General features: G+C 73.3%; 12 protein-coding genes. 2 read left to right on the forward strand and 10 right to left on the reverse strand.

Features of this window, described 5'->3' with window-relative positions:
* Positions 1 to 54: 54 nt before the first annotated feature.
* From hemB to QSK22_RS26820, 7 genes are all read right to left on the reverse strand, one after another.
* Positions 55 to 1,044 carry a porphobilinogen synthase gene (hemB, locus tag QSK22_RS26790; RefSeq protein ID WP_285497158.1) on the reverse strand — a complete coding sequence of 330 codons (990 nt, stop codon included), beginning with the start codon at positions 1,042 to 1,044 and terminating at the stop codon, positions 55 to 57.
* A 63-nt stretch (positions 1,045 to 1,107) separates the two neighbouring features.
* Positions 1,108 to 2,637, reverse strand: a complete 1,530-nt coding sequence (locus QSK22_RS26795; RefSeq protein WP_285497198.1) for a bifunctional uroporphyrinogen-III C-methyltransferase/uroporphyrinogen-III synthase — start codon at positions 2,635 to 2,637, stop codon at positions 1,108 to 1,110.
* 130 nt (positions 2,638 to 2,767) lie between these two features.
* Positions 2,768 to 3,694, reverse strand: coding sequence for a hydroxymethylbilane synthase (hemC, locus tag QSK22_RS26800; RefSeq protein WP_285497159.1), 927 nt, complete (start codon positions 3,692 to 3,694; stop codon positions 2,768 to 2,770).
* Positions 3,691 to 5,010: a glutamyl-tRNA reductase gene (locus QSK22_RS26805; protein ID WP_285497161.1), complete on the reverse strand. Its 1,320-nt coding sequence runs from the start codon at positions 5,008 to 5,010 to the stop codon at positions 3,691 to 3,693. Before QSK22_RS26805 ends, hemC begins: the two co-directional genes overlap by 4 nt.
* 34 nt (positions 5,011 to 5,044) lie before the next feature.
* On the reverse strand, positions 5,045 to 5,785 hold the full coding sequence (locus QSK22_RS26810) for a redox-sensing transcriptional repressor Rex (RefSeq protein WP_285497162.1): 741 nt from the start codon (positions 5,783 to 5,785) through the stop codon (positions 5,045 to 5,047).
* A 232-nt stretch (positions 5,786 to 6,017) separates the two neighbouring features.
* The gene (locus tag QSK22_RS26815) at positions 6,018 to 6,269 is read right to left on the reverse strand and encodes a glutaredoxin family protein (RefSeq protein ID WP_285497163.1); all 252 of its coding nucleotides are present in this window, start codon (positions 6,267 to 6,269) and stop codon (positions 6,018 to 6,020) included.
* Between the two features lie 16 nt (positions 6,270 to 6,285).
* Complete coding sequence (locus QSK22_RS26820) at positions 6,286 to 7,557, reverse strand: putative quinol monooxygenase (protein ID WP_285497164.1); 1,272 nt, start codon at positions 7,555 to 7,557, stop codon at positions 6,286 to 6,288.
* Between the two features lie 180 nt (positions 7,558 to 7,737).
* On the opposite strand from QSK22_RS26820, the gene QSK22_RS26825 reads away from it, so the two are divergent.
* Both QSK22_RS26825 and QSK22_RS26830 read left to right on the forward strand, forming a co-directional pair.
* Positions 7,738 to 8,430, forward strand: coding sequence for a sigma-70 family RNA polymerase sigma factor (locus QSK22_RS26825; protein WP_285497165.1), 693 nt, complete (start codon positions 7,738 to 7,740; stop codon positions 8,428 to 8,430).
* A 118-nt stretch (positions 8,431 to 8,548) separates the two neighbouring features.
* Positions 8,549 to 9,424: an HAD family hydrolase gene (locus tag QSK22_RS26830; RefSeq protein WP_285497167.1), complete on the forward strand. Its 876-nt coding sequence runs from the start codon at positions 8,549 to 8,551 to the stop codon at positions 9,422 to 9,424.
* Between the two features lie 45 nt (positions 9,425 to 9,469).
* Here QSK22_RS26830 and QSK22_RS26835 read toward each other — a convergent pair whose 3' ends face one another.
* The 3 genes from QSK22_RS26835 to QSK22_RS26845 form a co-directional block, all read right to left on the reverse strand.
* Positions 9,470 to 10,474 (reverse strand): lysophospholipid acyltransferase family protein, encoded by a 1,005-nt coding sequence (locus tag QSK22_RS26835; RefSeq protein WP_285497168.1) that lies wholly within the window; start codon positions 10,472 to 10,474, stop codon positions 9,470 to 9,472.
* A gap of 112 nt (positions 10,475 to 10,586) precedes the next feature.
* On the reverse strand, positions 10,587 to 11,603 hold the full coding sequence (locus QSK22_RS26840; RefSeq protein WP_285497169.1) for an NAD-dependent epimerase/dehydratase family protein: 1,017 nt from the start codon (positions 11,601 to 11,603) through the stop codon (positions 10,587 to 10,589).
* A 47-nt stretch (positions 11,604 to 11,650) separates the two neighbouring features.
* Positions 11,651 to 11,749, reverse strand: a complete 99-nt coding sequence (locus tag QSK22_RS26845; RefSeq protein ID WP_018654693.1) for a 30S ribosomal protein bS22 — start codon at positions 11,747 to 11,749, stop codon at positions 11,651 to 11,653.
* Between the last annotated feature and the right edge of the window lie 317 nt (positions 11,750 to 12,066).

Raw genomic sequence — 12,066 nt, forward strand, 5'->3', positions numbered from 1 at the left:
GCGCCCCTGGGCTCTCTTGGGCCCAGTGCACGGCGCGCCCGAGGGCGCCGGGGCTCAGCGGTGGCGCAGGCGGCGGGCCACCTCGGTCGCCCAGTAGGTGAGGATGATGTCGGCGCCGGCCCGGCGGATCGACACCAGCGACTCGTCGATGGTGCGCTCGCGGTCCAGCCAGCCCTTCTCCGCGGCCGCCTCGATCATCGCGTACTCGCCGCTGACCTGGTAGGCGGCCACCGGCACCTGCACCGCGTCGCGCACGCGACGCACGATGTCCAGGTAGGGGCCGGCGGGCTTGACCATCACCATGTCGGCGCCCTCCTCCAAGTCCAGCAGCACCTCGCGCAGCGCCTCCTCGGCGTTGGCCGGGTCCTGCTGGTGGGACGAGCGGTCGCCGAACTGCGGCGCGCACTCGGCGGCGTCGCGGAACGGGCCGTAGTACGCCGAGGCGTACTTGGCCGAGTACGCCATGATCGCCACGTCCCGGTAGCCCGCGGCGTCCAGCGCCGAGCGGATCGCGCCGACCTGGCCGTCCATCATGCCGGACGGCGCCACCACCGCGGCCCCGGCGTCGGCCTGCGCCACCGCGATGGAGGCGTACCGCTCCAGGGTGGCGTCGTTGTCGATCTCACCGCCGGGGGTGAGCAGGCCGCAGTGCCCGTGGTCGGTGTACTCGTCCAGGCACAGGTCGGTCATGACGACCACGGCGTCGCCCAGGTCGGAGGTCAGGTCGCGCAGCGCCAGCTGGACGATTCCGGCCGGGTCGTCGGCGGCCGAGCCGGTGCCGTCCTTGACCGCGGGGATACCGAAAAGGATCAGCCCGCCGACGCCGGCCTCGGCCGCCTCGTGCGCGGCCTTGCGCAGGCTGTCGCGGGTGTGCTGGACGACGCCGGGCATGGACGGCACCGGCTGCGGCTCGGACACGCCCTCCTTGACGAACATCGGCAGCACCAGGTCCGCCGGGGCGAGCCGGTGCTCGGCCACCAGGCGGCGCAGCGCGGGGGTGCGGCGCAGCCGCCGGGGCCTGGCGACGGGGAACTGTGCGGACATCTTCTCCTCCAGGGCCGCGGGACGGCGTCCGGCGGCCCGGGCTCGACGGGTGGGCCGGGGCGGCTACCTGCGGCGGCGCGCACCCCGGCGCATCTGGCTCGGCTTGCGCAGCGGCGCGCCCGACTCGATCTGGGCCGCCCTGCGGTTGGCACCGTACTCGGCCAGCGCCTCGGCCAGGGCCGAGACCGACGGCTTGGGCGCCATCACGTCCACGCGCAGCCCGTACTCCTCGGCGGTGCGGGCGGTCTGCGGGCCGATGCAGGCGATCACCGTGACGTTGTGCGGCTTGCCCGCGATGCCGATCAGGTTCTTCACCGTGGACGAGGAGGTGAACAGCACCGCGTCGAACCCGCCGCCCTTGATCGCCTCGCGGATCGGGGCGGGCGGCGGCGCGGCCCGCACGGTGCGGTAGGCGGTGACGTCCTCGCACTCCCAGCCCAGCTCGGTCAGCCCGGCGATCAGCGTGTCGGTGGCGATGTCGGCGCGCGGCAGCAGCACCCGGTTGATCGGGTCCAGGTCCTCGTCGTAGGGCGGCCACACCTTGACCAGGCCCTCGCTGGACTGCTGCCCGGCCGGCACCAGGTCGGGCTGCACGCCGAACTCCACCAGCGCCTTGGCGGTCTGCTCGCCGACGGCGGCGACCTTCAGCCCGGCGAACGCGCGGGCGTCCAGCCCGTAGGCGGCGAACTTCTCGCGGATGGCCCGCACGGCGTTGGTGGAGGTGAACACCACCCACTCGTAGCGGCCGGTGACCAGGCCCTTGACGGCCCGCTCCATCTGCTGCGGGGTGCGCGGCGGCTCCACCGAGATCGTGGGGACCTCCTCGGGCACCGCGCCGTACTCGCGCAGCTGCTCCGACAGCGAGGCGGCCTGTTCCTTGGTGCGCGGCACCAGCACCCGCCAGCCGAACAGCGGCTTGGTCTCGAACCACGACAGGGTGTCGCGGCGGCGCACCACGTCCCCCACGATGATCATCGCGGGGGACTCCATGCCCTTGGTGTCGGCGGCCAGCCGCTGCAGGGTGGACACCACGGTCTCCTGCTCGGTGGTGGTGCCCAGGCTGGTCATCGCGGCGGGCGTGGTGTCGGGGCGGCCGACCGCCATCAGCCCCTTGGCGACCTCGCCGACGGCGCCCTCGGCGCCGAGGATCACGAGCGTGACGTCGGGTGCGGCGAACCGCTCCCAGTCGACGCCGCCGCCCGAGGCGTCGACGATCCGCACCTCGCGGTGGTCGGGGTCGGTCAGCGGGATGCCCGCGTAGCCGGGCACGCCGGTCACGGCCGACACCCCTGGGACGATCTCGAACGCGACGCCCGCCTCGGCCAGCGCGTCGCCCTCGGCGGCCAGGTTGCAGCCCAGCCCGGGGTCGCCGTGGAACAGCCGGACCACGTAGGCGCCCTCGCGGGCGGCGCGCACCGCGGCCTCGACGGGGTCGGTCTCGGCGGTGTCGGCGACCTCCACGTCCGGGCGGCAGTGCGCGAGGATCTCCGCCGGGCAGTGGGCCCGGTTGACGACGACCAGGTCGGCGCGCTCCAGCGCGGCGACGGCGCGCAGCGTCAGCAGGCCCGGGTCGCCCGGGCCCATGCCGACCAGCGCGACGCGGCCGGGGTCGGCCGTCTTGTCCTCGGCCCGCTCGCCGGTCCGCTCGCCGGTCTTGCCGGCGGCATCGCTCTTACCGGCCGGGTCGGCGCCGGCCGGAACGGTCGCGGTGACCGCGGTCTGCTCATCGGGGTTCAATGTCGCGTTCCCCCATCACCTGGTCGGCTCCCCGGTCGAGCAGCCGGGCGGCGAGCTCGCGTCCCAGCTCCTCGGCCCGCTCGGGGGAGCCGCTTGCGGACAGCCGGATCTGGCGGCTGCCGTCGTGCGCCACGACGGATGCGGTCAGATGCAGCTTTTGTTCTACTTCGGCAGCGTATGCTCCCACAGGTGCCGAACATCCCGCTTCCAGCACGGCGAGCACCGCGCGTTCGGCCGTGACCGCCCTCCGTGTCGCCGGGTCGTCGACCGCCGCCAGCAGCTCGCGCAGATCCTCCCGGTCGGCCCGGCACTCCACGGCCAGCGCGCCCTGCCCGGGGGCGGGCAGCATCGCGTCGGGCTCGAACACCTCGGCCACCTCGTCCAGGCGGCCGATCCGCCGCAGCCCGGCGTAGGCGAGCACCACCGCGTCCAGCTCCCCGGAGCTGACCTTCCGCAGCCGGGTGTCGGCGTTGCCGCGGATCGGGACGATGTCCAGATCGGGGCGCAGCGCCCGCAGCTGCGCCACCCGGCGCGGCGAGCCGGTGCCGACCCGGGCGCCGCGCGGCAGGTCGGCCAGCTTGGCGGGACCGCACAGGGCGTCGCGGGGGTCGTCGCGGCGCGGTATGGCGGCCAGCGCGATCCCCTCCGCCGGCGCGGTCGGCAGGTCCTTCAGCGAGTGCACCGCGAAGTCCACCTCGCCGGCCAGCAGCCGGTCGCGCAGGGCGTTGACGAACACCCCGGTTCCGCCGATCTGCGCGAGCAGCGCCCTGGACACATCACCCTCGGTGGTTACCCCCACCAGCTCGACAGCATGCCCCGTACGCTGGGACAACGCATCGCCGACGAGTCCGGACTGGGTCATGGCCATCAGGCTGCGACGCGTTCCCAGGCGCAGCGGCGCTCGCTCGTTCACGACTCGGTTCCTTCGGTGATGTCGGCGCGCGTGACCGCCTCCGGCGCCTTGGGGTCGAGGTCGAACAGCCGGCGGAGCGCCTCGGCGTAGGTGTCCCCGCCCGGCGCCGAGGCCAGTTCCTTGACCCGCACGGTCGGGGCGTGCAGCAGCTTGTCCACGACCCGGCGCACCGTGTGGGCGATCTCACGGCGGGCACGCTCGTCCAGGTCGGGCAGGCGGCCGCAGAGCCGGGCCAGCTCGGCGTCGACCACCTCGGCGGCCTTGCTGCGCAGCGCCACCACGGTGGGCGCCACGGCGGCGGCGCGGGCGGCGCCGAGGAAGGCGGCCACCTCGTCGGCGACGATGCGGCGCACCGCCTCGATCGCCTCCGGCCCGACCGCGTCGGCGGCCTCCTGCGCGGTGCGCAGGTCGTCCAGCCCGGCCAGGGCCGCATCGGGCAGCGCCCGCACGGCGGCCGGGTCGATGTCGTGCGGCAGCGCCAGGTCGAGGAAGAAGCGGCGCCGCCCGTCGCCGGCCAGGCCCTGCAGCTGGTCGGCGGTCAGCACCAGCCCGGTGGCGCCGGTGCAGGACACCACCAGGTCGGCCTCGGCCAGCGCCTCCTCCAGCCGGGACAGCTCCACCGCGCGGGCGGGCACCTGCGCCGACTCGGCCAGCCGGACGGCCCGCTCGTAGGTGCGGTTGGCCACGATGATCTCGCGGGCGCCGACCCGGGCCAGCGTCGCCACGGCCAACCCGCTCATCGAGCCGGCCCCGACGACCAGGGCGCGGACGGCGTCCAGCGGCCCCAGGTGCGCGGACGCGACCTCCAGGCCCACGCTGACCAGCGACGCGCCGACCTTGTCGATGCCCGTCTCGTGGTGCGCGCGCTTGCCCACGCGCAGCGCCCGCTGCAGCACGTCGTGCAGGGTGCGGCCGATGGTGCCCTCGTCCTGGGCGAGCCGGAACGCCTGGCGCAGCTGCCCGAGGATCTGCCCCTCGCCCACGACCATGGACTCAAGGCCGCACGCCACCGAGAAGACGTGCTGGATCGCGCGGTCCTCGTAGTGGACGTACAGGTGCCGCGACAGGTCGTCCAGCGGCACCCCCGAGTGCAGCGACAGCAGCTCGGAGATGCGCGACACCCCGCCGTGGAACTTGTCGACCACGGCGTAGACCTCGACCCGGTTGCAGGTCGATACGATCACGGCCTCCGCCACATGCGGGGAGTCGCCCGTCTCGTGCAGCAGCTTGACCAGGTCGTCACCGGACACCGACACGCGCTCCAGCAGCGGTACCGGCGCGCTGCGGTGACTCAGCCCGACCACCAGCACGCTCATCGGCACTCCACCCTTTCGCGGACCCTCGGCACTGTCATAGCTCAACCGCCTCTACGTACTGGGCGGTCTCCGACGGTCGATCGCCATCGCCCGCCGCCTCGTAACCGCCCGGCCCACCGGCCTTGCGCTGCTCGTGGAATGCCAAAATCTGCAGCTCGATCGACAGGTCGACCTTGCGCACGTCGACCCCGTCGGGCACCGACAGCACCACGGGGGCGAAGTTGAGGACGCTCGTCACCCCGGCCGCGACCACCCGGTCGCACACGCTCTGGGCGGCGGCCGCCGGCGTGGCGATCACGGCGATGGACACGCCGCGCTCGGCGATCACGTCCTCCAGCCGGTCGATGTGCTCCACGGGCATCCCGGCGATCTCCTGCCCGACGATGGCCTCGTCGGCGTCCAGCAGACCCGCGACACGGAACCCGCGGGAGGCGAACCCGCCATAACCGGCCAGCGCACGCCCCAGGTTACCCACGCCTATGATGGCCACGACCCAGTCCTGGGTGAGGCCCAGCTCACGGGAGATCTGGTAGACGAGGTACTCCACCTCGTAGCCCACCCCGCGGGTGCCGTACGACCCCAGATGCGACAGGTCCTTGCGCAGCTTGGCGGAGTTCACCCCCGCCGCCGCCGCGAGCTCCTCGGACGAGACGGTGGACACTCCGCGCTCCTGCAGGGCGTGCAGGGCCCGCAGGTAGACCGGCAGGCGTGCCACGGTGGCCTCTGGGATGCCGCGGTCGGCGCGGTCGCGGTTGCGAGTCTGTCGTGATGTCACGGCCTGCTCTTCGGGGGCTCGACTCTGCGGGTGGGGCCGCTGGCCCCTGCCCCCCAGGTTAAGCCTTTGTGAATACATGCACGAAGTCACCCCCCGGCCGAGCGTTCTACGGCACCTCTCCGCGAAGTGCCGCAAACCCCCTTTAACGTGGGGCGTTCCTCATGAGGCCGGACGAAACGCTGTGACCGATCAGACGTCGTCGTCGATCATCGAACAACGGCCTACAACGCCGTCAGCGGCCGCGCAATTCCTCGATCGCCGCGCGCAGCCGGTTCTCGTCCACCCGCCAGAAATCGTGCTGCACCCCGTTGATCAACGTGACCGGGATCTGTTCCCAGTACAGCCGGGTGTCCTCCTCGGACCGGGTGATGTCGCGCTCCTCCCAGCGCACCCCGGTATCGGCGGCGACCCGCTCGATCACCGCGCGGGCGTCGTCGCACAGATGGCAGCCCGGCTTGCCGAGCAGAGTGATCACGATGTCCATGGGCCTGGGTACGGGGTCAGGGGAAGTCGGGCACGCCGTGCGCGGACGGCGGTCTGGACTGGGGCAGCGGCGGCAGCTTGGCGCTGCCGAGCCGTACCTCGATCACGTTGGTGGCCAGCACGTGGGTGCGCGACTCGGCCATGAAGCGCCGCAGGTGCGGCTGGCCGCGGTGCGCCGCGAACGCCGCTTCGTCGCGGAACAGCTGGTAGAAGATGCGCTGGGTGGGGGCGCCCACCACCTGGTGGCAGGCGAAGATCACGGTGTCCGGCTCGGCGGCGATGGCCGCCTGCACCAGCTCGTCGGCCAGCCGGTCGAACGCCTCCTCGCGCCCGTCCAGCAGCGTGTAGACGGTGATCTGGCCGCACGCCGTCGACGCCTCCCGGCCGGAAGCGGCCCCGGCGGCTCCGGCGGCCGCGGCGGCCACCGCGTCGTCCACGGTGGACGACGGGGAGGGCTGCTCGGGGAAGCGGACCTCCTCGACCTGCTGCTCGGGGAAGCGCAGCTCTCCGCGCTTGCCCGCGGGCGGCGCGGCCCCCGCGGCCGGGGCCTGCTCGGCCGCCGCCGCGCTGTACGGCTGGTCGGCGTAGCCGCGGTCGCCGTAGCCCTCCTCGTCGTAGCCCTCGTCGTCGTAGCCGGTGGCGGGCTCCTCGCCGTCGTAGGCCTCGTCGTCGGCGTAGACGGGGATGGTGCGCGTCGCGCCGTACCAGACCAGCCCGGCGGCGGCGCCCAGGGCGAGGACGGCCAGCGGGGCGGGCAGCAGCCCGCGGCTGCCGCTGACGACCAGCACCCCGGCCAGGGCCACCAGCGCGACCGGGATCAGCAGCTCGCCCGCCTCGCGGTCCTGCTTGCTCGCCAGGACGGCGGTGAAGGCCGCGCACGCCACCAGCGCGACGACCGCCACCACGTGCGCGCCGTCCACCAGCAGCAGCGGGATCGCATCGTAGGTGTCGCGGGGCTTGGGCAGCGCCTTGCTGAACGAGCCGCGCAGCGGGTCGACCAGCAGGATGACGGTGGCCACCACCGAGTACGACACCGCGAACAGCCAGGCCGCGAACCGCACCTGGACCACGCGGGCGATCAACTCGATCATGCCCAGCGCCAACCAGACCGGCGCCAGCAGCGCCGCGCCGAGCTCGCTCACCCGGAACAGCGGACCGGCCCAGCCGAGCAGGAAGCCGATCGCCATGGCGGCCAGCGCCAGGCTCAGCCCGACCATGGTCACCGACCATGCGATCAGGTACAGCGACCGGTCCTTGGAGGCGCGCGAGATCAGCAACCCGGTGGCCACTAAGGCACCCAGGGTCGCCGGCAGCGCGAGAAGAGCATCCACCATCGCGCCCCATGGTGCCCGATGCGGAGCGATGAAGGGTAACCGCTCCCCGGCCGGGCGCACCATTGCCTGTCGTACGGCTCGCTCTCTACAGTGGCTTTCCACGCCGGAGGTCGCGTACGCCCCGAGGAGAACTGCATGAGCAGCTTGACCCTCGACGCCCGAGTGGCAGCGTTCCCGTCGATCCCCTGGTTCTCCTCGCGCACCGGCGCGTCCCGGCGCGGGCACGACATCCGACCGCGCGACGCCCCGGCCGACGTCCCTGCCGACGGGGCGACCCGCGCCGATGCCGTGAAGGCGCTCGTGCTGCGCGCCCGCGACGGCGACGTCGAGGCGTTCGGCACCCTCTACGACCACTACGTCGGGCTGGTCTACCGCTACGTCTACTACCGGGTCGAGGCGCATCCGCTCGCCGAGGACCTCACCAGCGAGACGTTCCTGCGCGCAATGCGGCGGATGGCCGACTTCACCTGGCAGGGCAGGGACTTCGGGGCCTGGCTGGTCACCATCGCCCGCAACCTGGTCGCCGACCACTTCAAGTCCGGCCGCTACCGGCTGGAGATCTGCACCGCCGAGCTGCTGGAGCCGGGTCTGCCGCAGGAGGGCCCCGAGCGCGCCGTGCTCGACTCGCTGACCAACCGGACGCTGCTGGAGGCGGTGCGGCGGCTCGGCTCCGAACAGCAGGAGTGCGTGGTGCTGCGGTTCCTGCACGGCCTATCGGTGGCCGAGACCGCCCTGGTGATGGGCAAGAAGCCGGGGGCGATCAAGGCGTTGCAGCACCGGGCGATGCGGTCGCTGGCCCGGATGCTCCCCGACGACCTGCGCGCCTGACCGCATGTCCGTCCGGGCGGCCCCGACTTTTCCGCGCGGCGGTTACGCAAAGTGAGGACTGTCCCAATTCTGGAGGTAAGAGCGGCTGCCGCGGGCGCCGTTGACTAGGCTCGGGCCCATGCGGCTTTTCTGGCGGCGCGGCAAGGACACCGACCACGTGAGCGCCGGCGAGGCGGCCGCCGCGGCGGCGGCCGGTCCGGGGCGTGCGCTGCCGGAGCCGGACCCGGCGTCGGCGGCGTTCTTCGACGTCGACAACACCATGATGCGCGGCGCGTCGATCTACTACTTCGCCCGCGGCCTCGCCGCGCGCAAGCTGTTCACGATGCGCGACCTGGCGATGTTCGCCTGGGGGCAGGCCGCGTTCCGGCTGCGCGGCACCGAGAACGCCGAGCACATCTCCACCGCCCGCGAGGCCGCGCTGGCGTTCGTGGCCGGGCAGAAGGTCAGCGACCTGGAGGCGCTGAGCGAAGAGATCTACGACGAGGTGATGGCCGACCGCATCTGGCACGGCACCCGCGGCCTGGCGCTGCAGCACCTGGACGCGGGACGGCGGGTGTGGCTGGTCACCGCCACCCCGGTGGAGGTGGCCCGCGTCATCGCGCACCGGCTGGGCCTGACCGGGGCGCTCGGCACCGTCGCCGAGACCCGCGACGGCGTCTACACCGGGCGGCTGGTCGGCAACCTGCTGCACGGGGAGGCCAAGGCCGAGGCGATCCGTGCGCTGGCCCAGCGCGAGGGCCTGGACCTGTCCCGCTGCCACGCCTACAGCGACTCGATCAACGACCTGCCGATGCTGACGTCCGTCGGCCATCCGAACGCCGTCAACCCCGACTCGGACCTGCGCGCACACGCCAAGCAGCACGGCTGGCCGATCCACGACTTCCGCACCGGCCGCAAGGTCACCATGGTGGCGCTGCCCGCGGCCGCCGGTGCGGGCGCGCTGGCCGGGGGCGTCGCGGCGGGCATCGCGCTGCGCAAGCACTACCGCGGCTGACCCCCGCCCGAGCACGCGCGACCGAGCCCCCCGGGGGCGGCGCGGTCAGAAGAAGGCGGGGCCGCGGCGCAGCAGCGTGTCGTACACCATCTGCTGGATGGTCTCGCGGACGTGGTCGGTGATGTTGAAGACCGTCATCGGGTCGTCGGCGGCCTCCGGCCCGTACTCGGCCAGCGTCATCGGCTCACCGAACTGGATCATCCACTTGGACGGCAGCGGCACCAGCCCCGCCAGGCCGAGCAGCGGCCAGGTCGGGGTGATCGGAAAGTACGGCAGGCCGAGCAGCCGGGCCAGCGGCCGCAGGTCGGCGATCTTGGGGTAGATCTCCTCGGCCCCGACGATCGCGCACGGGACGATCGGCGCGCCGGTGCGCAGTGCGGTCTCCACGAACCCGCCGCGGCCGAACCGCTGCAGCCGGTACCGCTCGGCGAACGGCTTGCCGACCCCCTTGAAGCCCTCCGGGAACACCCCGACCAGTTCGCCCTTGTCCAGCAGCCGGGCCGCGTCGGACGGGCAGGCCAGCGTGTGCCCGGCCTTGCGCGACAGATGCCCCAGCAGCGGCACCTGGTAGATCAGGTCGGCGCCGAGCAGCCGCAGGTCGCGGCCCAGGTGGTCGTGCATCGCCACGGTGAGCATCAGCCCGTCCAAGGGCAGCGTGCCCGAGTGGTTGGCGACGACGAGCGCGGGCCCCTGGGACGGGACGTGCTCCAGCCCGAGCAGCTCGGTGCGGAACCAGTGCCGAAACAGCGCCCGCGCGGCCGGCAGCAGCACGGTGGCGTTGAGCTCGGGGTCGAAGCCGAACTCGTCCACCTCGTACTCGCCCGCCAGGCGGTGGCGCAGGAACGCCAGCCCGGAGGCGATCCGGCGCTCCAGCGACGGCCCCTTGGACCGCTCGTCGGACGGCTCGCCGTCGTGACCGGCGGCGCCGCGCCGGGCCGTGTCGAGCCGGATCACCCGCGCGCCCTCGGCGGCGTCCGCCGCGTCCTCGACGCGGTCGCCCACCGCATCCGGGGGGACGCGTCGGTCGTCCTGGTCGTGCTGCGCGTTCATTCGTCGGGAACCTCCCTCCGCACGAGCCGGGACCTGCGCCTGTGGCCCATCGTTCCCTTCGGCGCCCGCCTGTGAACGCCGCGACCGGCACCGCCGCGCGGTGCCCCGCCGGTCAGTGCCGCACCAGCGCGGAGCCGAGCCGTTCGAGCAGGCCGAGCGGCCCCGGCTGCCCCATGCCGTGGGCCGACAGGAACTCGGCGAACGCCGCCTCCGTCGAGTGCTTCGGCCGCCACGACAGCTCGGCCACCAGCCGGGAGGTGTCGACCACCCGCCCGTACATCAGCAGCCGCAGCAGCTCCGGGGAGAACCCGGTCTGCCCGGCGAACCTGCGGCCCATGTCGCCCAGCACCGACAGCGACTGCGCGGGCATCGGCAGGAAGGGGCGCCCCGCGCGGCGCAGCGCCTGCGACAGCAGCAGCACGCCGTCGCCCGCCACGTTGAAGGTGCCGGGATGGTCCTCCACGGTCATCCGGCGCAGCACCTCGATGCCGTCGTCCTCGTGCACGAACTGCAGGCGCGGGTCGAACCCGAGCACCGTCGGCACCACCGGCATCCGCAGGTACCGGGTGAACGGCGAATCCACGCCCGGGCCGAGGAAGTTGACGAAGCGCAGCACCGACACCGTCAGGTCCGAACGGCGCCGCTGCAGTCCGCGCACATAGCCCTCGACCTCGACGGCGTCCTTGGCGTACCCGTGGGCGGGCGCCTCGACCGGCTCGTCGCGCTCGGTGAACACCGCGGGGTCCATCGGCGAGGAGCCGTACACCGCGGCCGAGGACCGCACGACGAGCTTGCGCATGTCCGGCGAGCGCTGGCAGGCGGCCAGCAGCTGCATGGTGCCGATGACGTTGAGCTCCTTCACCTTCGACCGCGGAACCGACTGGGCGGTCACCAGGCTCAGGTGGACCACCGTGTCGACCCTGGCCGAGGCGATGACCTTCGCGATGCTCGGCGTGCGGATGTCGACGCGCACGAACTCGGTGCGTCCGAGCGGCGTCGTGGGGGGGACCGTGTCCACGCCGATGACCCGCTCGATGCCGGGATCGGCCTGGAGGGTGCTGGCGACCCGCGCTCCCAGGAACCGGGACACACCCGTGACCAGAACCACGCGGGCCGCGGCGGTGGGCATGGAAGACACTGTGCGCCCCACCCCTTACGGCTGAATGGCCGGCGTGTTTACTTCTTGTTGCGCCGCTGGATGCGTGTCTTCTTCAGCAGCTTGCGGTGCTTCTTCTTGGCCATCCTCTTGCGGCGCTTCTTGATGACGGAGCCCACGGGACCTCGCTCGGAGAATCGGGTGACAGGAAAGAACGGCCGTGCCGCCACCCGGCCCCATGTCCCATGGGCGCCCGGCGGTCACGCACGGTCCGCTGACAAAGCGTACCGCTGTGCCGCCCGCTCCCGGTCCCCCGCCCTCCGGCGCGCCCGTATCCGGGCTGTCGCCGACCCGTCGCCCGCCCGGACGTGCCGGGCCGCCCGCCCGCGGAGGGGAGTGCGTGCACGCCCTGGCGCTCGCCCGGCCCGGGGCTCGGTCCTCCGTGCAGTGCCGCACCGCGCATGGCGGCGCACCGGCGTGGCGGCATGCGGCGCTC

It is taken from the genome of Actinomadura sp. NBRC 104425 (assembly GCF_030269545.1).
GTDB classification, from domain to species: domain Bacteria; phylum Actinomycetota; class Actinomycetes; order Streptosporangiales; family Streptosporangiaceae; genus Spirillospora; species Spirillospora keratinilytica.